Genomic DNA, 22,470 nt, shown 5'->3' on the forward strand with positions numbered 1-22,470 from the left:
GAAGGTACGGTTCAGACATGAGTGAGTGTACGTCCGGAGCGTGAACGCCGGGTCGGAGTGCCCCACCCGCTCACGACCCGACCTCCCACGCCGGGAGAGGCGAGGAGGTGACCGGCAGATCGCCCCTGGGCGGAACAGAACCCGGCGTACAGCCCGACTCGTCTGTCACTCGACATCGAAGCCCCCGCCTCGGGGGGGCTTCGCCGTTCCGGCCCCGGCTCGCGCGTCCCGGCGGGCGCGGCCCCCGCCGACGCGGCCTCCGCGGGGCCCTCAGCCCCGCCCGATGTACGGCATCGTCGTCGCCATCACCGTCGCGAACTGCACGTTCGCCTCCAGCGGCAGGCCCGCCATGTGCACCACCGTCGCGGCCACGTCCGCCGCGTCCATCACCGGCTCCACCGCGAGTTCGCCGTTGGCCTGGAGGATGCCGGTCTGCATGCGGGCCGTCATGTCCGTGGCCGCGTTGCCGATGTCGATCTGACCGCAGGCGATCCGGTACGGGCGCCCGTCCAGGGACAGGGACTTGGTCAGGCCCGTCATCGCGTGCTTGGTCGCCGTGTACGCGATGGAGTGCGGGCGCGGCACGTGCGCCGAGATCGAGCCGTTGTTGATGATGCGGCCGCCCTGCGGGGACTGGTCCTTCATCGTGCGGAAGGCGGCCTGCGCGCACAGGAACGAGCCGGTCAGGTTGACGTCGACGACGGCGCGCCAGGTCCCGGGGTCGAGGTCCTCGACGGGGACGCCGCCGCCGGCGAAAGTGCCGGCGTTGTTGAAGAGCAGGTCGACCCGGCCCCACCGGCCCCGTACCGCCTCGAACAGGGACGCGACCTGGTCGGCGGACGTCACGTCCGTCGGGACGCACAGGGAGGCGTCCCGGTCGGGGAAGGCCGCGGCCGTCTCCTCCAGTGCCTCCCCGCGGCGGCCCGCGAGGGCCACCCGCCAGCCCGCCTCCGCCAGGGCCCGTGCCACGCCCCGGCCGATGCCCGATCCGGCTCCCGTCACCACTGCGATGCTCATGGGCGCGCAGCGTACGGCAGACGTGTGCCCCATGAACTCATCCGTCCGACACGTGGATGTTCTGTACCCGACAACGTGAGGTCGTCCCGCCCCCCTCGAATACCCGACGGACAACAACCGTCTGGGGAGGGGTACATGACTCGCACACCGGCCCGCACCGACGCGTACGCCCATGAACTGCGCGCAGTCGCAAGGCACTTGGGGCGCCGCAGGTTCCTCACCGGCACCGGCGCGGCGGCGGCGCTCGCCTTCGCCGTGAACCTGCCGTCCGCCGGCACGGCCGCCGCCGCGGAGCTCGACGGCCGCAAGATCACCGAGAACCCGTTCACCCTGGGGGTGGCCTCCGGTGACCCCCAGCCCGGCTCCGCGCTCCTGTGGACCCGGCTCGCGCCGCGCCCGTACGAGGCCGGTGGCGGCCTGCCCGGGGACGCGCGCCTCGCCGTCCGGTGGGAGCTCGCCCACGACGAGCGGTTCACGCGGGGCGTGCGGCGCGGTACCGCCCTCGCGCATCCCGAGTTCGACCACACCGTCCACGTCGAGGCCGACGGCCTCGCGCCCGGCCGCGCCTACTTCTACCGCTTCCTCGTCGGCGACTGGAGCAGCCCCGTCGGCCGTACCCGCACCGCGCCCGCGCCCGGCGCCCGCCCGGCGGGCCTGAAGCTCGCCGCCGTGTCCTGCCAGGCCTACCACGACGGCTATTTCACGGCCCACCGCCACCTCGCCGACGAGGACCTCGACGTCGTCTTCCACCTCGGCGACTACCTCTACGAGTACGCCGTGAACGCCACCGGCGGCGCCCGCGCCTACACCGACCGCCGGCTGCCCGACGTGTTCGACCGGGAGACCCTCACCCTGGAGGACTACCGGCTGCGCTACGCCCTCTACAAGTCCGACCCGGACCTGATGGCCGCGCACGCCGCCCACCCGTTCGCCGTCACCTGGGACGACCACGAGACCGAGAACAACTACGCCGGCGACGTCCCCGAGAACGGCGTCCCGCCGGAGGAGTTCCTGATCCGCCGGGCCGCCGCCTACCGCGCCTACTGGGAGAACCAGCCGCTGCGCCGGCCCCAGCGGCCCGCCGGCCCCGACATGAAGCTCTACCGGCGGCTGCGCTTCGGGCGGCTCGCCCAGTTCGACATCCTCGACACCCGCCAGTACCGCTCCGACCAGGCGTACGGCGACGGCTGGCAGACGCCGGGGCCCGAGTCGGAGGACCCGGCCCGCACCCTGACCGGCGCCACCCAGGAGCGCTGGCTGCTCGACGGCTGGCGCGCCTCGCGCGCCACCTGGAACGTCGTGCCGCAGCAGGTCGTGTTCTCCGAGCGCCGCAGCGTGCCCACCGCCGCGTACAAGCTCTCCATGGACTCCTGGGACGGCTACCCGGCCTCCCGGCGGCGGGTCCTCGCCGGGGCGGCGGCGGCCGGCGTCGAGAACCTGATGGTCCTCACCGGAGACGTCCACGTCGCCTACGGCCTCGACATCAAGGACGACTTCCGCGACCCGTCCTCCCGGACCGTCGGCACCGAGATCGTCGCCACCTCCGTCAGCAGCGGCAAGAACGGCTCCGAGCGCCCCTCGAACCACGACGCCCTCACCCGGGCCAACCCGCACCTGCGCTTCTACGACGGCCGACGCGGCTACGTGACGGTCGCCCTCGGCGAGGACAGCGCCCGCGCCGACTTCCGTACGGTCGCCTCGGTGACCACGCCGGGCGCGCCGGTCGTCACGGCCGCCTCGTTCGTCACAGAGGCCGGCAGGCCGGGGCTCACGCCCGCCTGACACGCGTAATCTAGGAAAGGTTTCAACGAAACGGAGTACTCGATGCCGATACCGGAGAGCGGCCGGGCCACCAGCACCGTCGATAACACAGCCAACGCACCGGTCGCCTCCGCACGGAGGGCGGGACTGCTCGTCACCCTCGTCCTCGGCGGGCTCACCGCCCTGCCGCCGCTCTCCATGGACATGTACCTGCCGGCCCTGCCGGAGGTCACCGAGGCGCTGCGCTCACCCGCCGCCACCGTCCAGCTCACCCTGACCGCGTGCCTCGCCGGCATGGCCCTCGGTCAGCTCGTCGTCGGCCCCATGAGCGACAAGTGGGGCCGACGGCGGCCGCTGCTCGTCGGCATGGTCGTGTACGTCCTCGCCACCGCCGTCTGCGCGCTCGCCCCCTCCGCCGGACTCCTCGTCGGCTTCCGGCTGCTGCAGGGCCTCGCGGGCGCGGCCGGCATCGTCATCGCCCGTGCCGTCGTCCGCGACCTGTACGACGGCGTCGAGATGGCCCGGTTCTTCTCCACGCTCATGCTGATCTCCGGCGTCGCGCCGATCGTCGCCCCGCTCATCGGCGGCCAGATCCTGCGGATCACCGACTGGCGGGGCGTCTTCCACGTCCTCACCGGCGTCGGACTCGTCCTCACCTTCTTCGTCTGGCGCTTCCTGCACGAGACCCTGCCGCCCGGGCGACGTCACGCGGGCGGCGTCGGCGAGGCCCTGCGCACCATGCGCGGCCTGCTCGCCGACCGCGTCTTCACCGGCTACATGCTGGCCGGCGGCCTGGCGTTCGCCGCCCTCTTCGCGTACATCTCCGCCTCGCCCTTCGTCGTCCAGGAGATCTACGGCGCCTCCCCGCAGACCTTCAGCCTGCTCTTCGGCCTCAACTCGATCGGGCTCGTGGCCGTCGGTCAGATCAACGGCAAGCTCCTCGTGGGCCGGGTCAGCCTCGACAAGGCGCTCGGCTGGGGCCTCGGCACCATCCTGCTCGCCTCCGTCGCGCTGCTCCTGATGACCAGTGGCGTGTTCGGCGAGCCGGGGCTCGCACCGGTCGCCGCCGGACTCTTCGTCCTGATGTCGGCGATGGGCCTCGCGATGCCCAACACCAACGCCCAGGCCCTGATGCGCACCCCGCACGCCGCCGGATCCGCCTCCGCCCTGCTCGGCACCTCCTCCTTCCTCGTCGGCGCCGTCGTCTCGCCGCTGGTCGGCATCGCGGGCGAGGCCACCGCCGTCCCCATGGCCGTGGTCCAGGTGAGCTGCGCGGTCGCCGCCCTCGCCTGTTTCCTGCTGCTCTGCCGGCCCTGGCAGAGGCACGCCGAGCAGAGCGCGGAAGCCGCCTAAAATGGGCCGGTGAACGCCTCCCACCCCTCCGCCGACACCCTGCGCGCCGCCCTCGCCGCCGTCCTCGACGGGCTGCCCCCGCGGCAGGCCACGCAGGCCGTCGAGCGGCTGATCGCCAACTACCGGGGGGCCACCCCGACCGACGCGCCCGTGCTGCGCGACCGGTCCGACGTCGCCGCCTACGCCGCGTACCGGATGCCCGCCACCTTCGAGGCGGTGAGCGCCGCCCTGTACGCCCTCGCCGACGCCGCGCCCGACTGGGCGCCCGCCACGCACACGGACGTCGGCGGCGGGACCGGCGCGGCGAGCTGGGCGGTCGCGGAGACCTGGGAGGGCGCGGCCCGCACCACCGTCCTGGACTGGGCCGAGCCGGCCCTCGCGATCGGCCGGGAGCTCGCCCGGGACGTCTTCGAGGCCGAGTGGCGCCGGGAGCGGATCGGCGGGGCGCTGAAGCTCCCCGAGACCGACCTCGTGACCGTCTCGTACGTGCTCAACGAGCTGACCGAGGCCGACCGCACCGCGCTCGTCACCGAGGCCGCGCGCGTCGCGCAGGCCGTCGTCGTCGTCGAGCCGGGCACGCCCGACGGCTACGAGCGGATCATCGCCGCCCGCACCCTGCTCGTCGAGGCCGACTTCACCGTCGCCGCGCCCTGCCCGCACAGCGGCGCCTGCCCGATCGTGCCGGGCACCGACTGGTGCCACTTCGCGGCCAGGGTCAGCCGCTCCTCGCTGCACCGGCGGGTGAAGGGCGGCTCGCTGCCGTACGAGGACGAGAAGTACAGCTACGTCGCCGCGACCCGGTTCCCCGTGACTCCGGTCGCCGCCCGCATCACCCGCAAGCCGCAGATCCGCAAGGGTCAGGTCCTGCTCGACCTGTGCGGCCCCGACGGGCTCGCCCGCGAGACCGTCACGAAGCGCCACGGGCCCCTGTACAAGCAGGCCCGTGACGCCGACTGGGGAGACTCCTGGCCGACGGCGGAGGGCTGACGGCGGAGGGCTGCCGGCGGAGGGCTGCCGGAGGAGTACTGGCCGGGGGGCCTAGGGTCGCAACTCCTGGGTGCAGCACTTCACGCTGCCACCGCCCTTGAGCAGCTCGCCCAGGTCCATCCCGATCGGTTCGAAGCCGCGCTCCCGCAGCGGGTCGTAGAGGCCCACCGCCGCCTGCGGGAGCAGGACGTGCCGTCCGTCGCTCACCGCGTTCAGGCCGAGCGCGGCGGCGTCCGGCTCGCCGGCGGTCAGCGCGTCCGGGAAGAGCCGCTTCAGGACGGCCCGGCTGCCGGGGGAGAAGGCGTCGGGGAAGTACATGATCTCGTCGGCCGCGTCGTCCAGGACGCACAGCGCCGTGTCCAGGTGGTAGTAGCGGGGGTCCACCAGTTCCAGGCCGATCACCGGCCGGCCGAAGAACTCCTGGGCCTCGTCGTGCGAGAGCGGGCTGGAGCGGAAGCCCCGGCCGGCCAGGATCCAGGAGGCGGTCACGGCGAAGTCGCCCTCGCCCTCGTTCACGTGCTCAGGCACCCGTACGTCCGCGTCCGGATAACCGTTCCTGCGGAACCAGTCCAGGTGCGCCGAGGCCTCGGCCGAGCGCTCCGGGTGGGCGAACCTGGCGCCGAGGACCCGGCCGTCCACCACCGTGGCGCCGTTCGCGGCGAAGACCATGTCCGGCAGGCCCGGGGCCGGGTCGAGCAGTTCGACGGTGTGGCCGAGTGCGCGGTAGCGGTCGCGCAGGTCCTCCCACTGCGCGAGGGCGAGCGGCAGGTCGACCGGCTTCGTGGGGTCCATCCAGGGGTTGATGGAGTACGTCACCTCGAAGTGCGTGGGTGCGCACATCAGATAACGGCGGGGCGAGGCCTCGCGCGGAGTGTTGCGCAAAGAGGGCTCCTCTACGGTCGCTGATCGTCGATGCTGATCGTTGAGCCCATGGTCCGCTTTCCGAGGGCCGTGCGCAGTGGACCGTTCGGGTGATTCGGATGAAGAACAGGCGGCGAGACGGGGCGTCTCGTCTGCTGGTAGCGTGGGTCCATGTCCGACACCAAGGCGCCCGACTCCTCCCGTCGCAGCGAACGCTCCCGCCGCGCCATCTACGCCGCCGCCCTCGACCTCGTCTCCGAGGCCGGCTACGCGAAGACCACCGTCGAGGGCATCGCCGCCCGGGCCGGTGTCGGCAAGCAGACCATCTACCGCTGGTGGCCCGCCAACTCCAAGGCCGCCGTCCTCATGGAGGCCTTCCTCGACCTCGCCGAGCAGGCCCGCGAGGCGGTGGACGCCACCGCCGGGAGTGAGATCCCCGACACCGGCGACCTCGGCGCCGACCTCAAGCTCGTGCTGCGCGCCACCGTCGACGAGCTCAACGCCCCGACCTTCGACCGGCCCACCCGCGCCCTCGCCGCCGAGGGGATCGTCGACCCCGCGCTCGGCGCCGAGTTCACCGCCAAGCTGCTCGAACCCCAGCTCCGGCTCTACGTCCGCCGCATCGAGGCCGCTCAGGCCGCCGGCGAGGTCGACCCCGACGTCGATCCGTGGATCGCCGTCGAGCTCCTCGTCGGCCCCCTCCACCACCGCTGGCTGCACCGCACCCGGCCCCTCACCCACGCCTACGCGGACGCCCTCGTCGAGCACGCGTTGCGGGGCCTCGCCGTCCGGCCGTGACCCAGGGCACGGACCCCGGTTCCCGACTCCGGTCACCCGGGGCGCAGGATGGTGGGACCATGGAGAGCCCGTAGGACCGAACGGGCGGGCATGAGGTGAGGGGATAGATGGGCGACGGCATCGGCCGCTACCGCGGCACGGAGAGCAAACTCGCGAAATTCGTGCAGCGGCTGCGTGGGCGCCCCGAGCGGAGCGCGGCCGACGTCGAGAACGACCGCGAGAAGACGCTCCTGGCCGTCGCCGCCGCGGGCATGCCCCTCGCCCCCGCCGCGTACCCCGTCGGCTACCGCTGTTCCTGTGAGCGGATCGGCTGCCCCACCCCCGCCCGGCACCCGGTCTCCTTCGCCTGGCAGACCCAGTCGACCACCGACCGCGCCCAGATCGAGCGCTGGGCCCGCAACCAGCCCGAGGCCAACTTCATCACCGCCACCGGCATGGTCCACGACGTCCTCGACGTGCCCCTCGCCGCCGGCCGGGCCGCCCTGGACCGGCTGCTCGCCGAGGGCGTCGAGGTCGGCCCGGTCGCCGTCTCCGGCGCGGCCGAGGACCGGGACGACGAGGGCCGCATGCTGTTCTTCACCGCCACCCGCGGCACCCCCGAGGACGAGGACGAGTGGTGGCCCTGCGAGCTGGACTGCCATCCCGAGACCATGGACGAGCATCCGGGCCTGCGCTGGCACTGCCGCGGCAGCTACGTGCTCGTACCGCCCTCCCGGCTCCCCGGTGACGAGGGCACGCAGCCGGTGCTCGGCTGGCTCCGCGGCCCCGAGCACCCCCTGCCCGAGCCGCTCGGCCTCATCGAGGCCCTCACCGACGCCTGCGCCCGCCACGCGGCCGAGCAGGGCGGGTCCGTGGACCACGAGGTCGCCTGGCCGCTCAGCCGCTGAGCGCGCCCGGAGGCGGGGGAGGGGTCACGACCCCTCCGCCGCCGTCACACCCTGGAGCCGGCCCACGACCACGACCCCGTCGGCCGCCGTGCCCGCCGGCTTCACCAGGACCGCCTGGCTCGACACCCACCGCTTGGTGACCGTGTTCTTGAGCTGGCCGGTCATCAGGGCCTTCACGTCCGCGCCCACCTTCGGCCGGTAGCCCGGGGCGGCCGTCTGCCGCTCGAAGTAGCGGGTGGCGAAGAAGACCAGGGCTCCGCCGTCCTCCGTGGCCAGGCCCAGGGGCGCGAAGTCCCCGCGGTTCTCCGGCTGGTCGACGTACTGGGTGGCGAGCCCGGGCCGGCTGGCCGCCTTCTTCCGCTCGGCCCGCCACTCGGTGGTGTGCGGGCCGGCGGCGAACGGCCCCTGCTGCCCGTCCTTGAGGAACGACACGTACCGCTCGCCGAGCGCCGCCGGCGCGACGGCGAGGTCCTTCGCGTCGGCGGCGACCGGCACGGCGTACCCGGCCTCGGTCCTGAAGGCGGGGATCTCGTCCGGGGTCAGGATCGACAGATAGGCGACCTGCCACGGCTGCGCCGCGGCGGCGCGCACGAAGACCAGGACCCAGCGGTTGTCCCCGGGGCCCTGGTCTTCGTCCCGGTTGGAGTCGGTGTCGGCGACGAACCAGCGCGGCCAGCCGGCCTTGCGGGGTATGACGTACCTGGCGTCGGTGAGCTCCAGCGGCTGGTGGTCCTTGTTGCCGCCGGGGCTGGTGACCTGACGCGACCTCAGACCCGCCTGGTTGATCTCCCCGAGCGGGCCGGTGACCCGGCCCGCGTCGAGCGTCGGGTCGTAGGCCTTGTCGGCCTTGTTGAAGGCTTCGGTGAAGTCCTTGAGGGCCTGCGCGGCCTCGGTCCGGTTCGTCGCGGGAATCAGCTCCCGCTCGCCGTGCACCGTCACACAGCCACTCGCGGTCAGTGCCAGGCCGGTGGCCGTCACCGCCGCGAGGAGCGTGTCAGCCGGCCGCTTCCGCCCGGTTCGCCTCAGCCTTCTCATCGGTCGCCTTCTGCTTCTCCACCCGCTTGGACGGACCCGACCCTACCGGGGCCAGGAAGATGGCGAGCGTGGGGATCAGATACAGCGCCCACACCGTGACCTGAAGGACCGTCGGGTCGGGCTGGAAGTTGAACACGCCCTTCAGGAGCGTGCCGAGCCAGCCGTCCGGCGCGATCGTCCCGGAGATGTCGAAGGCCTTGTTCTCCAGACCGCCGAGGAACCGCGCCTCCTGCAGGTCGTGCACGCCGTACGCGAGGACGCCCGCGGCCACCACGACCAGCATGCCGCCGGTCCAGGTGAAGAACTTCGCCAGGTTGATCCTCAGCGCGCCCTGGTAGAACAGCCAGCCCAGGAACACCGCGGTGAGCAGGCCGAGGACCACGCCGACCAGCGGCGCGTACGTGCCGTCCGACGAGGCGCGCACGGACGCCCACACGAACAGCGCCGTCTCCAGGCCCTCGCGGCCCACCGCCAGGAACGCGGTCGCGACCAGCGCGCCCGTACCCATCTGGAGGGCCGCGTCCAGCTTGCCGTGCAGCTCCGCCTTCAGGTGGCGGGCGGTCCGGCGCATCCAGAAGACCATCCAGGTCACCAGACCCACGGCCAGGATCGACAGCGAGCCGCCGAGCGCCTCCTGCGCCTCGAAGGTCAGCTCCTGCGAGCCGAACTCGAGGCCGGCGCCGAAGGCGAGCGCGAGCCCGACCGCGACGCCGATGCCGATCCAGATCGGCCGCAGGGCGTCACGGCGCCCCGTCTTCACCAGGTAGGCGATGAGGATGCAGACGACCAGGCTGGCCTCGAGACCCTCACGCAGGCCGATCAGATAGTTCCCGAACACGTCGGAATCCTCCTTCGATGACGAGAACGGCGGTTACGCGAACAGCGCCCGGCCCCACCAGTCGTCCCTGTCACGGACGCCCGGCGGGATCGCGAACATCGCCGAACCCACGTGCTGGATGTACTCGTTGAGGACGTCCGCCCGGGCCAGCGAGGTCTGCACCGGGATGAAGCCCTTGCGGACGTCCCGCTGGTACGCGAGGAAGAACAGGCCCGCGTCGAGACGGCCGAGGCCGTCCGTGCCGTCCGTGAAGGAGTAGCCGCGGCGCAGGATCGTCGCCCCGCCGTTGGAGTCCGGGTGCGCGAGGCGCACGTGCGCCTCCGGCTTCATCGCCTTCAGGAAGGGCTCGTCGTGCTCCTTGGCCTTGCCGACGGGCGCGCCTTCCTTCTTGTCGCGGCCGAAGATGTCCTCCTGCTCCTGGAGCGGAGTACGGTCCCAGGTCTCGATGTTCATCCGGATCCGGCGGGCGACGAGGTACGAGCCGCCCGCCATCCAGGCCGCCTGCTGCGGCACGTCCTTGGCAGCGACCCACACGTGCTTGTCCAGCGCGGCGGTGTCGGTGCCCGCGATGTTCCGCGTGCCGTCCTTGAAGCCCATCATGTTGCGCGGGGTCTGCGCGTCCGGGGTCGTCGAGGACGTCTTGCCGAAGCCCAGCTGCGACCAGCGCACCGCGACCTTGCCGAAGCCGATCCGGGCCAGGTTGCGGATGGCGTGCACGGCGACCTGGGGGTCGTCCGCGCAGGCCTGGACGCACAGGTCACCGCCGCTGCGGGCCGGGTCCAGGTTGTCGCCCGGGAACTTGGGGAGGTCCACCAGGGCGCCGGGCCGCTTGCCGGCGAGGCCGAAGCGGCCGTCGAAGAGCGAGGGGCCGAAGCCGATGGTGAGGGTGAGCCGGGAGGGCTTGAGGCCGAGGGCTTCGCCCGTGTCGTCCGGCGGGGCCTCCGCCAGGCCGCCGTAGGCGCCCTCGCCGACTTCCTGGCCGGCCGTCATGCGCTCGGCCGCCCGGGTCCAGTCCTTCAGGAGCTGGACGAGCTCGGCGCGGTCCGTGGTCTTCACGTCGAAGGCCGCGAAGTGCAGACGGTCCTGGACGGCGGTGGCTATCCCGGCCTGGTGCTCGCCGTGGAAGGGGACGGCCCCGCCGGTCTCGGCGACCGGGACGGCGACGTCGCCGCTCCGGGTGAGGGCGACGGCGCCACCCGCCGCGGCGGCGCCGAGCGCGAGCCCGGCACCGCCCCAGCCGATCACGGAACGGCGGGAGGGAGCGGAGCCGGTCTGCTCCACGGAGTTCTCGAGGTCGTCGGTCATGCTGGTGTCCCCCTGCTTACTTCACGACCGCGGCGGCGAGCTTGGAGAGCGGCTCGGCCAGGGCGTTGACGCCGTCCGAGAGCTCCTTGCGCTGCGCCTCGGAGACCTTCTCGTACGAGGTGAAGACGTAGCTCGCCTTGTCCGTGCGGTACTTGTCGAGCAGCGCGTTCAGGGCGGCGAACTGCTTGTCGAGCTCGGCGACCAGCTTCGGGTCGTTCTTCGAGGCGACCGGCTTGAGCAGCTCGAAGGACTTCTGCGCGCCCTCGACGTTGGCCTTGAAGTCGACCAGGTCGGTGTGCGAGTAGCGCTCCTCCTCGCCGGTGACCTTGCCGGTGGCGACCTCGTCCAGGAGCTCCTTGGCGCCGTTGGCCATGGAGGTCGGGGTGATCTCGGCCTTGCCGACCCGCTTCTGCCAGTCGGCCAGGTCCTTGTCGAGGAGGTCGGCGAGCTGCTTCTCGCGGTCGCCGATCTTCTTGTCCTGCCACAGCGCCTTCTCCAGGCGGTGCCAGCCGGTCCAGTCCGTGGCCGGGTTCTGGCCGGCCTCCAGGCCGTCCTCGCGGACGTCGACCTTCGGGTCGATGTCGCCGAAGGACTCGGCGACCGGCTCGGTGCGCTCCCAGCCGATGCGGGAGTCGGCGTAGGCCTTCTTGGCGGCCTCGACGTCACCGGCGCGGACGGCGTCGGTGAAGACCTTCACCTTCGGCAGGGTCTCGTCGGCCTGGGCCTGCACGTACTGGCGGTAGGCGGCGACGGCCGCGTCCATCTCGGGGGAGCGCTCGGCGCCGCCCGCGCCGCCGCCGGTGACCTTGACCTGCTGGCGGATGCCGTCGCCCTTCATGCCGGGCTTGCAGGCGATCGCGTAGTCGCCGGCCTTGATCTCGGCGGTGATGGTGGCCTTGGTGCCGGGGCCGATGTTCTCGCGCTCGGTGACGATGCGGTCGTCCGGGAAGAGGACGTAGACCTCGGTGACCTTGCTGCCGCGGTTCTCCACGTTCAGCTTCACGTGGCCGGCCGGGAACTGCTTCTTCGAGACCTCGCAGGAGTCGTCCTTCGCGATCACCTGGATCGCGCCGTCGTCGGCCTTGGAGTCGCTTTTCTGGGTGCAGCCCGTGACGGCGGCCAGAGTCGCCGCGGTGGCGGCGGCGGTGACGACGGAGAGGCGGACGGCTCGCATGAGTGCTCCACTCGGGGACGAACGGCGGGGACGGGGGTGAGGCGGACCTAACTTAACCGAGGCTTACCTCAGCCATACCCGCCCGTCCAGTGATTCAGCTCTCAGGTCCGGCGGACCGGACACGGCTCGGTCACGGCGAACTCATGGGGATTCCACGGCGAGGTCAAGGGCTGGCAAAGGCGCGTGAATTGTCCTGATTCGGGTTACGGGTCGGTAGGACCGGCGGGGAGCCGGTCCGCGGAGGCGGGAACACCTCCACCGGCTGCCGGTGCGGCCCTGCCGCGTATCCCGGCCGATTCCCGGCGGACCCGCGGAGGGGGACGGCTGGATGGTTGAATTCCGGCATGAACACGACTGACATCGACGTCCTGCGGGTCTTCTGTGCGGGCGACGGCCGCCACGGCAACGCGCTCGGGGTCGTGCGGGATGCGCGCGGGTACCCCGAGGAGGCGTCGCGGCAGGCGCTCGCGAAGGAACTCGGGTTCAGCGAGACGGTGTTCGTCGACGACCCCGAGCACGGGATCGTCGACATCTACACGCCCGGACTCCGGCTGCCCTTCGCCGGACACCCGCTCGTCGGCGCGGCCTGGCTGCTCGACCTGGAGGTCGTCCGTCCGCAGGCCGGCGAGGTGTGGGTGCGCGGCGACGGGGAGTTCACCTGGATCGAGGCGCGCGCCGAATGGGCGCCGCCGCGCACGCTGCGGCAGTACGGGTCCGCCGCCGAGGTCGATGCCCTGGAGGTGCCCGAGCCGGGGGAGTGGGTCTACGCCTGGGCCTGGGAGGAGGAGGCGGCGGGCCGGGTCAGGGCGCGCGGTTTCCCCGGGCGTGGCGACGGCATCGACGAGGATGAGGCGACCGGCGCGGCGGCGCTGCTGCTCACCGCCGAACTGGACCGGGCGCTCAACATCACCCAGGGCCGTGGCTCGCAGCTGCTCACCGCCCCCGGCCCCGACGGCATCGTGGAACTCGGCGGCCGGGTCCGCCTGGAGCGGACCCTGACCGTCTGAGCCTCAGGCGGCGCTGAGCGGGAACTCGCCCGCCAGCTCCCGGAACACCGCGCCGTTGAAGTCGAAGGCGCGCTTGCACTCGTCGACGATCCGCTGCTTCTCCAGGTCGTCGGCGTTCACGCCGTCCAGCAGCTCCCGGTACGCCCGCTTGAAGGCGGCCGGGTTGGAGATCCCGTCGAAGACGTAGAACCGCACGCCGTCGCCCTTGCGCGCGAAGCCCCAGGTGCGCTCGGCCTTGTCGCGGATGATCTGACCGCCCGACAGGTCGCCCAGATAGCGCGTGTAGTGGTGCGCCACGTATCCGGCGGGCCAGTCGCGGGCGCACTCGGCGACCCGCGCGGCGTACGCCTCGGTGGCCGGCAGGGCCGTGGCCCCGGTGCGCCAGCCGGGGCCGCGCAGATGCGCCAGGTCCTGCTCCAGGGCGGCCGTCCGGAACAGCTCCGGCTGTATGAAGGGCCCGGCGACCGGGTCGGCCTTCAGTGCCTCCGCAGCGTCCTCCAGGGCGCGGTACACGAACCAGAGCTGCTCCGTGTAGCGCGCGTACGCGTCCACGGCGAGTCGTCCGCCGAGGAGGTCGCTCATGAACGTCGACGACTCCGCCTCGGTGTGCTGCTCGTGCGAGGCGGTGCGGATGAGCGTCGAGAAGGGGGTGTCCAAGGCATGCCTCCGGGACCGTCGGGACCGTAGGGGTCGGGAACACTGCCGATCGTGCCAACTTAGGCTTACCTAAGTCAACTGGTTCCCGACGTCCTGTCGGTAAAAACGCTACCCCTCGGACGGGTCAGGGCAACGTAAGAATGTCCGCCCCGGTCTCCGTCACCACGAGCGTGTGCTCGAACTGCGCCGTCCGCTTCCGGTCCTTGGTGACCACGGTCCAGCCGTCCTCCCACATGTCGTACTCGTGCGTGCCGAGCGTCAGCATCGGCTCGATCGTGAACGTCATGCCCGGCTGGATGACCGTGGTGTGGTGCGGGGAGTCGTAGTGCGGAATGATCAGCCCGGAGTGGAAGGACGAGTTGATGCCGTGCCCCGTGAAGTCCCGGACGACGCCGTAGCCGAAGCGCTTGGCGTACGACTCGATGACCCGGCCGATGATGTTGACCTGGCGGCCCGGCTTGACCGCCTTGATCGCCCGGTTCAGGGACTCCCGGGTCCGCTCGACGAGCAGCCGGGACTCCTCGTCCACGTCGCCGCAGAGATAGGTGGCGTTGTTGTCTCCGTGGACGCCGTTGATGTACGCGGTCACGTCCAGGTTCACGATGTCGCCGTCCTTCAGGACGGTGGAGTCCGGGATGCCGTGGCAGATGACCTCGTTGATCGACGCGCACAGCGACTTGGGGAAGCCGCGGTAGCCGAGCGTGGACGGGTAGGCCCCGTGGTCGCACATGAACTCGTGGGCGACCCGGTCCAGCTCGTCCGTGGTCACGCCCGGCGCGATGTGCTTGGCGGCCTCCTCCATCGCCTGCGCGGCGATGCGGCCGGCGATCCGCATCCGCTCGACGGTGTCGGAGTCCTGCACCTCCGGACCGGAGTACGGGGTGGGGGCGGGCTTTCCGACGTATTCGGGGCGGCGGATGGACCCCGGAACGGAACGGTGGGGGGACAGCTCCCCCGGTACGAGAAGCGACTGGCCAGACATGTCAGCGAGTCTAACGACCGCGTCTGGGGCAGCATGGTGACGGAGGAAGGAGCCGAGGATGGCCCTGTTCAAGAAGCGCACGGCCGGCAAGCCGGGCGAGTGGTACTACTGCCTGCAGCACAAGAAGGTCGAGGAGGGCCCCGACTGCCCGGCGAAGGACCGCTTCGGCCCCTACGCCAGCCGTGAGGAGGCCGCCCACGCGATGGAGACCGCGCAGGAGCGGAACCTGGAGTGGGACACCGACCCGAAGTGGCACGACAAGGCGGGCAAGGACGAGTCCGAGGGTTGACGGTCAGCGCGCCGCCCGAGGGGCCGGGGCGAGGGCCGGGCCCGACGGGCCCTGACCCGCCCCCGCCGGCGCCGGGAAGCGCGCCGTCGCCAGGACCGTGCCGTCCGCGGCCACCAGCCGGGCTCCGGTCACCGTCGCCGGGTCGACGTCGGCCGGCGCACCCCAGTACCCGTAGCCGTCCCCGAGCGGGAACGAGCCCACCGGCACCACGGAGCCGTCGGACCGTACGAGCAGGCACCGCACCGGCCCCGGGCCCACCCCCTCCAGGTCCACGGACATGTACACCCAGCCGCGCGTCCCCGCTCCCGCTCCCGGGTCCGAGCCCGTCGCCGGGTGGGCGTAGATCCGCCCGACCTGGTGCCCATGGGAGACCAACGCCGCCTCCAGGAGCCCCGACTGCCGCTCGACGGCCGGCGGCGCGCCCTCCACCACCGTGCCGACCGCCCACCCCCCGAAGCCGCACGCGAGCGCGGCCGCCGCCCCCGCCACCGCGAGCCGCACCCTCCCGCGGCGCCGTCCCGGCCGGACCGGCGGCGGATCCAGCGCCTGCGCCACCCGCGTCTCGAAGCCGACCGGCGGCTCGGCGTCCGGCAGCAGCCCGAGCAGTCCGTCCCCCACCACGGTCAGCCGCTCGACGTACTCCCGGCAGTCCGCGCAGCGGTCCAGATGGGCGACCGCCTCGGCCCGCTCCCGGGCCGGGAGGACCCCCAGCGCCAGCTCGGCCCCCAGCTCCCGCAGCCGCGCGCACTCCATGCCGCTCACCGCCCCTCCTCCGTACCGGTCCGGCCCTCGCCGCCGCGGTCGGCCTCGCCCCCCAGCAGCGCCCGCACCTTGATCGTCGCCGTACGGATCCGCGTCTTGGCCGTGCCCAGCGGAATGTCCTCGAAGCCGGCGATCTCGCGCGCCGTCATCCCGTAGATCCCCGCCATCACCAGGGCCCGCGCCTGCTCCCGCGGCAGCGTCGCCACCGCGCGCCGGACCCGTTCCGAGCCCTCCTCGGCGAGCGCCCGCCGCTCGGGCGTCTCCGTCACGGCCCCGAGCAGCGCTTCCAGGTCCTCGGGCGCGACGGGACTCGCCCGCCGGGCCCGTACCGCGTCGATCGCCAGACGGTGGGCGATGGTCGTCAGCCAGGTCCGCACGGAGCCGCGCCGGGAGTCGTAGACCTGGGCGTGCCGCCAGGCCCGCTCGAACGTCTGCTGGGCGATGTCCTCGGCCAGCCCGGGATCGCCGACGACGGCCACCGCCACCCCGAAGACCGTGCGCTGGAAACGGCGCACGAAGGCCACCGCGATCTCCGGATCGCCCGTGGCCAGACCGGAGAGCAGTGCCTCGTCGGACACCCGTCCCAGAGACGGGCCCATGCTCCGCATACCCGTGGATACGTTCCGTCGCCCCGAGGGGATTGCCGCGGGATCGCCGCCCCGCAAGGGACGGCCCCGCGCAAGGGACGGCCCCGCGCAAGGGACGGCCCCGTCAGGACGTCCCCCGTGAGACGGCTCCTTCAAGGGGAGTGCCTGCGGCCATTGTCCGCCGCAATCCGCTGCCGGGGCCCGGCCGTATTCCCTGCGGAGGACCCCGCGGACGACCGGACCATGAGGGCCGAACCATGACGAACCGACGAACCCGGAACCGCGTGGCGCTCGGTCTGGCGGCCGGCGCCCTGACCGCCCTGCTCGCCGCCTGCGGCGACGGCGGCGAAGACGGCGGAGGTGCGACCACCCCGCCCCCGAAGCCGACGACGGCGGGAGCGACCCAGGTGGACGCGGACCTCGCCGACTTCCGCATCACCCTGTCGAAGCAGACCTTCGAGCCCGGCGCCCACGAATTCGTCGTGAAGAACACCGGGCAGCACGAGCACGCCCTGGAGATCGAGGGCCCCGGCGGCGAGCAGAAGACGGACCCGCTCGCACCGGGTGAGTCCGCCACGCTCCAAGTGACCCTGAAGTCCGGCACGTACGAGATCTACTGCCCGGTCGACGGCCACAAGGACCTCGGTATGAAGACGGAGATCACGGTCGGCGGCGCATCACCGAACACCGGCTACTGACGGCTGTCAGGCGCTGCCGCCCGCCGCGGCGGGCGTCTCCCGCCGGGCCTTGCGGGCCAGTGCGTCCTCGTCCGTCGCGGCGTCGTACGAGAGCAGCTTCGGCAGCGCGAGGCACAGCAGGCCGACCGAGGCGACGCACGCGACACCGCCCGACCAGACCGCCGCCCGGGTGCCCGTCCAGCCGGCCATCGTGCCCGCGCGGACCTGACCGAGCTGCGGGCCGACGCTGTACGAGAGCACCTCGATGCCCGCGAGCCGGCCGCGCAGCTCCTCCGGGATGGTCTGGTTCCAGATGGTGGAGCGCCCGAGACCGCTCAGCATGTCGCCGGCGCCCGCGAACGCCAGGCAGAGCAGCACCAGCCAGATGTTCCCGAACCAGCCCGCCGCCGCGATCGCCACCCCCCAGCCGGTCGCCCCGGCCACCACGAGCAGGCCGTGCCGACGGACCTTCGACGTCCAGCCGCTGGTGAGCCCGAGCACGAGCGAGCCGACCGAACCCGCCGCGTACATCAGGCCGAGCGACCAGTCCGCGTCCAGCTCGTCGGCGAGGAACGGGAAGATCGTGTTCGGGAAGGCGAAGAACATCGCCGCCAGGTCGATCGCGTAGGTGCCGAGCAGCACCGGCCGCGACCACGCGTACCGCGCGCCCTCCACGATCCCGCGCAGCGACGGCTTGTCGGCGTCGTGCGCCGGAGGCGCGGGCGAGAGCCGGCGGCACAGGAGGACCGAGACGACGAACCCCGCGACGGCCACCGCGTACGCCGGCGCGTGACCCGCGTAGGCGACGACCAGGCCCGCGAGCGCGGGCCCGGCGATGGAGCCCACCTGCCAGCGCAGCGAGTTCAGGGCGGCGGCCGCCGTCTGCTGCTCGTGCGGCACGATCCGGGCCATCAGCGAGTCGAGCGCCGGCCGCTGCAGCCCGGCGAGGGCCGAGACACCGGCGGCGACGACGTACAACGGCCACAGCAGGGGCCGCGGCAGCAGCGCGTTGAGCAACAGGACCAGGGCCAGGACCCCGAGCCCGGCCTCCGTCGCCACGATCACCTTCCGCCGGTCGACGGCATCCGCCAGCGCCCCGCCGTACAGCCCGAACACCACGAGCGGGACCAGCTCCACGGCGCCCATCGCACCGACCGCGAACGGCGAGTCGGTCAGCTCCTTGATCTGCAGCGGCAGCGCGATCAGCGCCATGAAGCTCGCGAAGAAGGCGACGATCCCCTGCACCCAGAGCAGCCGGAAGTCACGGGAGGAGCGCCAGGGCGCGAGGTCGGGGAACAGACGGACGAGGCTTTTCACGAGGGGTCATGCTCGACCGGGCGGTCTCCTCGGGCAACCGATTTACGGGCGGGCCGGGACGTGAGGCCGGCGGGGCGGGCCGGGACGGGGGCGCGTCCGCGGGGGCGGGGGAGAGGAGGCGCGGCGGCCGGCGCGAGGGGCATGCCGACGGGCGGGGCGGGAGGCGCGGCGGGACAGCCCGAGGGGGTGTGCCGGCGGGCCGGGCCAGGGGCATGGCCGCGGGCCGGCGAGGGGGTGTGGTGGCGGTTGGTGGCGGGTGCGGTCAGCGGTCACCACCGGGGCGGGGGCGGGGCCGTCAACTGGTCGGCCAGGCGGGACAGGCGGTCGCGGAAGCGGAGACGGCCGCGGGGGGCCGGGGGCAGGCAGTTCTCACCCGTCGCCGCGCTCACCAGGTGCTGCACGGTGTCGAGGTCCACCTCCGCGTCCGCCGCCACCGTCAGCGTCTCGTGCGCCAGGCCGAGCAGCTCCGTATCGCCGCCGTCCAGGGACAGCACCGTCGCCCCGGCCCTGCGCGCGTCGTGGACGCGTTCCAGGAGACCCTCGTCGGGCCGCGACGGCGCGACCATCAGCAGCGTCGCCCCGCGCCCCGCGGACTCGATCCGCCCCAGGCCCACCGCCAGGTGCGCCGGGTCGCCGGGCCGGACCCGGTGGCGGACGAGCGTCGGGGCCAGCTCGGGGCGGCCCGACCAGGCGGACTCGTCGACCAGGTGGGCGGCCAGGTGCCACGGCTCGTACTCCTCCGTGCCCACGAGGAGCAGCCCGCCGCCGTGGGAGACGACGCAGGACCGGAGCGAGCCCGCGAACCGGCGGGCCGCGGCCGGCCACTCGGTCCCGGCGAGCACCTCGCGCAGCAGTGCGACACGTACGGCGTCCATGGGCCGCATGGTGCCCGAGGCGGGGCCTCGCGGGCGGGCGTTCGAGCCGGACTCACCCGGACGGGTCCGGCCGAGGGCGACCGGCCAGTAATGTCGAGGCCATGACTTCCTCCACCACTGCACCCGCCCCCAAGGACCCCTGGGACCTCCCGGACGTCTCCGGCCTCGTCGTCGGCGTCCTCGGCGGCACCGGCGACCAGGGCCGCGGCCTCGCCTACCGGCTCGCCAAGGCCGGCCAGAAGGTGATCATCGGCTCGCGCGCCGCCGACCGCGCCCGGACCGCGGCCGACGAGCTCGGCCTCGGCGTCGAGGGCGCCGACAACGCCGAGTGCGCGCGGCGCAGCGACATCGTGATCGTGGCCGTGCCGTGGGACGGGCACGCCAAGACCCTGGAGTCGCTGCGCGAGGAGCTCGCCGGCAAGCTCGTGGTGGACTGCGTGAACCCGCTCGGCTTCGACAAGAAGGGCGCCTACGCCCTCAAGCCCGAGGAGGGCTCCGCCGCCGAGCAGGCCGCGGCGCTGCTGCCGGACTCGCGGGTCACCGCCGCCTTCCACCACCTGTCGGCGGTGCTGCTCCAGGACGCCTCGATCGAGGAGATCGACACCGACGTGATGGTCCTCGGCGAGGTGCGCGCCGACGTGGAACTCGTCCAGGCGCTGGCCGGGCGCATCCCCGGTATGCGGGGCGTCTTCGCCGGCCGGCTGCGCAACGCCCACCAGGTCGAGTCGCTCGTCGCGAACCTGATCTCGGTGAACCGCCGCTACAAGGCCCACGCGGGTCTGCGGGTCACGGACGTCTGAGCCGGATCCGCCGGAGCCGGTCCCGTCGCGGACCGGGGCATGGGGGACACTGGACGGGCACCACACGCCGTACCCGGACAGGAGCCGACCCCATGCCCCGCCTCGCCCTCTACGCCCTGGTCGTCTGCGCGCTCGCCGTCGCCGCAGCCGTCGTCTCCTTCGTCCAGGGCAGCCTGATCGGCATCGTGTGGGTGCTGCTCGCCGGCCTGTCCTCGAACATGGCCTGGTTCTACATCAAGCGCGCCCGCATGACCGCCGAGCGCCAGGTGCACTGAGCACGAGCGCCGGCGGATCAGGTCGGACGGGCCCTAGCCGGCCTGGCAGAACTCCGGCGTCTCCTGCCAGAACCGGTAGAGCGTGGAGCCGCAGTAGCGGGATACCTCGGGCACGTCGAGCGCCCTCAGCAGCCCGTCGATCGCGTCGAAGAAGGCCCCGTTGACCGCCGGGACGAAGAGCAGCGCGATCACGACGAAGAACCCGTAGGGCGCGTACGGCTCGATCTGGCGCTTGATGTTGTACGACAGCCAGGGCTCGATCACGCCGTAGCCGTCGAGGCCCGGCACCGGCAGGAAGTTCAGGAGCGCGGCCGTCACCTGGAGGAACGCCAGGAAGGCGAGCGCGTACTGGAAGGTGACCGGCACGCCGTCGAGGGCGCCGAGCCAGAACGGCGCCGTGCAGACGACGGCGAACAGGACGTTCGCGAGCGGGCCGGCGGCGGAGATGAGGCTGTGCTTCCAACGGCCCCGGACCCGGTTCCGGTCGATGAACACGGCGCCGCCCGGCAGACCGATGCCGCCCATGATCACGAAGAGCACCGGCAGGATGATGCTCAGGACCGCGTGGGTGTACGCGAGCGGGTTGAGGGTCAGATATCCGCGGGCCCCGACGGTGATGTCACCGCCGTGCAGGGCGGTGCGGGCGTGCGCGTACTCGTGCAGACAGAGCGACACGATCCACGCCGAGGTCACGAACAGGAACACCGCCAGCCCCGGCAGCGCCGCGAAATCGCTCCACACGGCCCAGCCCGTGACGGCCATGACCGCGAGGATCGCCAGAAAGACGGGGCTGATCCGCCGCTCGCCGTGACGATGCGTGGTCGTGGCCATGGGTGGACTCCCGGATGAAGGCGCGATGCGTACGTGTGCCGTGCCCGGGAAACGTACCGGCCCCGGCCCCCGGTTCCACCCCCGGCCCCCCACCAGGCCGGCCGCGGCCCGCCCCGCGGGGCGGGCGGGCGCCGGCGTGTGAACCGCGTGGGCCCGCGGCATGCGCCTCGCGGAGAATGGGCCCGTGCGCTACTCGGTCCTCGGCCCCACCCGGGCCCACACGTCAGAAGGCGACGTCGCCGTCGGCGGCCCCCGCGTCCGCGCGCTGCTCACCGTGCTCGCGGTGCGGGCCGGGCGCGGCGTGCCCGTGGGGGTGCTGGTCGACGAGGTGTGGGGGGCCGAGCCCCCGGCCGACGCGGTGGCCGCGCTGCAGGCCCTCGTGGGTCGGCTGCGGCGGGCGCTCGGCCGCGGGCGCGTGGTCTCCGTCGAGGGCGGCTACCGCCTCGACGCCGCGCCCGGCGACGTCGACGCCCACCGCTTCGTGCGCCTCGTGGCCGACGGGACGAGGGAGCTGGACGCCGGCCGCCCCCGGCCCGCCGCCGAACTGCTCGACGAGGCCCTCGCGCTGTGGAGGGGGCCCGCACTCGCCGACCTGCCCGACCGGGTCGCCGAGGCCGCCCGCTGGGAGGCCCGCCGGCGCGACGCCCGTCGGGCGAGGCTGACCGCCGCGCTCGCCCTCGGCGAGGCCGCCGCGGCGCTGCCCGAGCTCGCCGCCCTGTGCGCGGAGCACCCGCTCGACGAGCCGCTGCAGGCCCTCCGGATCCGCGCCCTGCGCGACACGGGCCGCCCGTCCGAGGCCCTCGCCGCGTACGAGACGGTCCGCCGCGGGCTCGCCGAGCGGCTCGGCGCGGACCCGTCTCCGGAACTCCGTACGCTGCACGCCGAGTTGCTGGCCGCGCCCGCGGCGCCGCCACCCGCACGCCGTCCGGTCGCCGGGAACCTGCGCGCCCGCCTCACCAGCTTCGTCGGGCGCGAGGACGACATCTCCGCCCTGCAGGACGACCTGCGCAGCGCGCGCCTGGTCACCCTGCTGGGCCCCGGAGGCGCGGGGAAGACCCGGCTGTCGCAGGAGGCCGCCGAGCGGGTCGGCGGCGACTGGCGCGACGGTGTCTGGCTCGTCGAACTCGCCCCCGTCACGGACCCGGAGGCCGTCACCGAGGCCGTGCTCGCCGCGGTCGGCGCGCGCGAGACCGTGCTGCGCGGCGCGGGCGCCGAGGAGCTGCGCCTCGGCGAGGATCCGACCGGCCGGCTGGTGGAGCACTGCGCGGACCTCCGCGTGCTGGTGCTGCTGGACAACTGCGAGCACGTGGTGGGTGCGGCCGCGGAGTTGGTGGCGGTGCTGCTGGCGCGGTGTCCGGGGGTGTCGGTGCTGGCGACGAGTCGGGAGCCGCTCGG

At 73.2% G+C, this 22,470-nt stretch carries 24 protein-coding genes; 11 read left to right on the forward strand and 13 right to left on the reverse strand.

What is annotated here, in order from left to right; all coding sequences use genetic code 11:
- Window positions 1-270 precede the first annotated feature (270 nt).
- Entirely contained in the window at window positions 271-1,050 is a 780-nt protein-coding gene (locus tag AB0M16_RS13890) for an SDR family oxidoreductase (protein WP_365342288.1), read from the reverse strand.
- A 102-nt stretch (window positions 1,051-1,152) separates the two neighbouring features.
- On the opposite strand from AB0M16_RS13890, the gene AB0M16_RS13895 reads away from it, so the two are divergent.
- From AB0M16_RS13895 to AB0M16_RS13905, 3 genes are read left to right on the forward strand one after another with little or no spacing between them, the layout of a single operon-like run.
- Entirely contained in the window at window positions 1,153-2,799 is a 1,647-nt protein-coding gene (locus tag AB0M16_RS13895) for an alkaline phosphatase D family protein (RefSeq protein WP_365342290.1), read from the forward strand.
- 42 nt (window positions 2,800-2,841) lie between these two features.
- Window positions 2,842-4,131, forward strand: a complete 1,290-nt coding sequence (locus AB0M16_RS13900; protein WP_365342292.1) for a multidrug effflux MFS transporter — start codon at window positions 2,842-2,844, stop codon at window positions 4,129-4,131.
- Between the two features lie 9 nt (window positions 4,132-4,140).
- A complete protein-coding gene (locus AB0M16_RS13905; RefSeq protein ID WP_365342294.1) occupies window positions 4,141-5,118 on the forward strand; it encodes a small ribosomal subunit Rsm22 family protein in 978 nt (325 codons plus the stop codon).
- 51 nt (window positions 5,119-5,169) lie between these two features.
- On the opposite strand, the gene ddaH is transcribed toward AB0M16_RS13905, so the two are convergent.
- A complete protein-coding gene (ddaH, locus tag AB0M16_RS13910; RefSeq protein ID WP_365342296.1) occupies window positions 5,170-6,000 on the reverse strand; it encodes a dimethylargininase in 831 nt (276 codons plus the stop codon).
- A gap of 150 nt (window positions 6,001-6,150) precedes the next feature.
- On the opposite strand from ddaH, the gene AB0M16_RS13915 reads away from it, so the two are divergent.
- Both AB0M16_RS13915 and AB0M16_RS13920 read left to right on the forward strand, forming a co-directional pair.
- Entirely contained in the window at window positions 6,151-6,777 is a 627-nt protein-coding gene (locus AB0M16_RS13915; protein ID WP_365342298.1) for a TetR/AcrR family transcriptional regulator, read from the forward strand.
- A gap of 107 nt (window positions 6,778-6,884) precedes the next feature.
- The gene (locus AB0M16_RS13920; protein WP_365342300.1) at window positions 6,885-7,664 is read left to right on the forward strand and encodes a bifunctional DNA primase/polymerase; all 780 of its coding nucleotides are present in this window, start codon (window positions 6,885-6,887) and stop codon (window positions 7,662-7,664) included.
- Window positions 7,665-7,688: 24 nt separating this feature from the next.
- Here the strand turns inward: AB0M16_RS13920 and AB0M16_RS13925 are convergent, their stop codons facing one another.
- The 4 genes from AB0M16_RS13925 to efeO are packed head-to-tail and all read right to left on the reverse strand — an operon-like array spanning window position 7,689 to window position 12,016.
- Window positions 7,689-8,699: a hypothetical protein gene (locus AB0M16_RS13925; protein ID WP_365342302.1), complete on the reverse strand. Its 1,011-nt coding sequence runs from the start codon at window positions 8,697-8,699 to the stop codon at window positions 7,689-7,691.
- Window positions 8,659-9,537, reverse strand: a complete 879-nt coding sequence (efeU, locus tag AB0M16_RS13930) for an iron uptake transporter permease EfeU (RefSeq protein WP_365342304.1) — start codon at window positions 9,535-9,537, stop codon at window positions 8,659-8,661. Before efeU ends, AB0M16_RS13925 begins: the two co-directional genes overlap by 41 nt.
- A gap of 33 nt (window positions 9,538-9,570) precedes the next feature.
- On the reverse strand, window positions 9,571-10,842 hold the full coding sequence (gene efeB / locus AB0M16_RS13935; protein ID WP_365342306.1) for an iron uptake transporter deferrochelatase/peroxidase subunit: 1,272 nt from the start codon (window positions 10,840-10,842) through the stop codon (window positions 9,571-9,573).
- Between the two features lie 16 nt (window positions 10,843-10,858).
- Window positions 10,859-12,016, reverse strand: coding sequence for an iron uptake system protein EfeO (gene efeO, locus AB0M16_RS13940; protein ID WP_365342308.1), 1,158 nt, complete (start codon window positions 12,014-12,016; stop codon window positions 10,859-10,861).
- Between the two features lie 344 nt (window positions 12,017-12,360).
- Here efeO and AB0M16_RS13945 point away from each other — a divergent pair, with 344 nt between their 5' ends.
- Window positions 12,361-13,023, forward strand: a complete 663-nt coding sequence (locus tag AB0M16_RS13945) for a PhzF family phenazine biosynthesis protein (RefSeq protein WP_365342310.1) — start codon at window positions 12,361-12,363, stop codon at window positions 13,021-13,023.
- A 3-nt stretch (window positions 13,024-13,026) separates the two neighbouring features.
- On the opposite strand, the gene AB0M16_RS13950 is transcribed toward AB0M16_RS13945, so the two are convergent.
- Window positions 13,027-13,680 carry a biliverdin-producing heme oxygenase gene (locus tag AB0M16_RS13950; protein ID WP_365342312.1) on the reverse strand — a complete coding sequence of 218 codons (654 nt, stop codon included), beginning with the start codon at window positions 13,678-13,680 and terminating at the stop codon, window positions 13,027-13,029.
- Between the two features lie 124 nt (window positions 13,681-13,804).
- Window positions 13,805-14,662, reverse strand: coding sequence for a type I methionyl aminopeptidase (gene map / locus AB0M16_RS13955; protein WP_365342315.1), 858 nt, complete (start codon window positions 14,660-14,662; stop codon window positions 13,805-13,807).
- Between the two features lie 58 nt (window positions 14,663-14,720).
- On the opposite strand from map, the gene AB0M16_RS13960 reads away from it, so the two are divergent.
- A complete protein-coding gene (locus AB0M16_RS13960; RefSeq protein ID WP_365342317.1) occupies window positions 14,721-14,951 on the forward strand; it encodes a hypothetical protein in 231 nt (76 codons plus the stop codon).
- 3 nt (window positions 14,952-14,954) lie between these two features.
- Here AB0M16_RS13960 and AB0M16_RS13965 read toward each other — a convergent pair whose 3' ends face one another.
- Window positions 14,955-15,704 carry a zf-HC2 domain-containing protein gene (locus AB0M16_RS13965; RefSeq protein ID WP_365342363.1) on the reverse strand — a complete coding sequence of 250 codons (750 nt, stop codon included), beginning with the start codon at window positions 15,702-15,704 and terminating at the stop codon, window positions 14,955-14,957.
- A 5-nt stretch (window positions 15,705-15,709) separates the two neighbouring features.
- The gene (locus AB0M16_RS13970) at window positions 15,710-16,321 is read right to left on the reverse strand and encodes a sigma-70 family RNA polymerase sigma factor (RefSeq protein WP_365342319.1); all 612 of its coding nucleotides are present in this window, start codon (window positions 16,319-16,321) and stop codon (window positions 15,710-15,712) included.
- 236 nt (window positions 16,322-16,557) lie between these two features.
- Here AB0M16_RS13970 and AB0M16_RS13975 point away from each other — a divergent pair, with 236 nt between their 5' ends.
- The gene (locus tag AB0M16_RS13975; RefSeq protein WP_365342321.1) at window positions 16,558-16,998 is read left to right on the forward strand and encodes a plastocyanin/azurin family copper-binding protein; all 441 of its coding nucleotides are present in this window, start codon (window positions 16,558-16,560) and stop codon (window positions 16,996-16,998) included.
- Window positions 16,999-17,004: 6 nt separating this feature from the next.
- Here the strand turns inward: AB0M16_RS13975 and AB0M16_RS13980 are convergent, their stop codons facing one another.
- Both AB0M16_RS13980 and AB0M16_RS13985 read right to left on the reverse strand, forming a co-directional pair.
- Window positions 17,005-18,294, reverse strand: a complete 1,290-nt coding sequence (locus AB0M16_RS13980) for an MFS transporter (protein ID WP_365342323.1) — start codon at window positions 18,292-18,294, stop codon at window positions 17,005-17,007.
- A 269-nt stretch (window positions 18,295-18,563) separates the two neighbouring features.
- Window positions 18,564-19,169 (reverse strand): hypothetical protein, encoded by a 606-nt coding sequence (locus AB0M16_RS13985; RefSeq protein WP_365342325.1) that lies wholly within the window; start codon window positions 19,167-19,169, stop codon window positions 18,564-18,566.
- Window positions 19,170-19,270: 101 nt separating this feature from the next.
- On the opposite strand from AB0M16_RS13985, the gene npdG reads away from it, so the two are divergent.
- A complete protein-coding gene (npdG, locus tag AB0M16_RS13990; RefSeq protein WP_365342327.1) occupies window positions 19,271-19,969 on the forward strand; it encodes an NADPH-dependent F420 reductase in 699 nt (232 codons plus the stop codon).
- A gap of 92 nt (window positions 19,970-20,061) precedes the next feature.
- Window positions 20,062-20,244, forward strand: coding sequence for a hypothetical protein (locus tag AB0M16_RS13995; protein ID WP_365342329.1), 183 nt, complete (start codon window positions 20,062-20,064; stop codon window positions 20,242-20,244).
- 33 nt (window positions 20,245-20,277) lie between these two features.
- On the opposite strand, the gene AB0M16_RS14000 is transcribed toward AB0M16_RS13995, so the two are convergent.
- A complete protein-coding gene (locus tag AB0M16_RS14000) occupies window positions 20,278-21,075 on the reverse strand; it encodes a site-2 protease family protein (RefSeq protein ID WP_365342331.1) in 798 nt (265 codons plus the stop codon).
- A 160-nt stretch (window positions 21,076-21,235) separates the two neighbouring features.
- Here AB0M16_RS14000 and AB0M16_RS14005 point away from each other — a divergent pair.
- The coding region (locus AB0M16_RS14005; protein WP_365342333.1) for a BTAD domain-containing putative transcriptional regulator at window positions 21,236-22,470 on the forward strand (1,235 nt) is incomplete at its 3' end.

Source organism: Streptomyces sp. NPDC051921, from assembly GCF_040680975.1.
Taxonomy (GTDB): Bacteria; Actinomycetota; Actinomycetes; order Streptomycetales; family Streptomycetaceae; genus Streptomyces.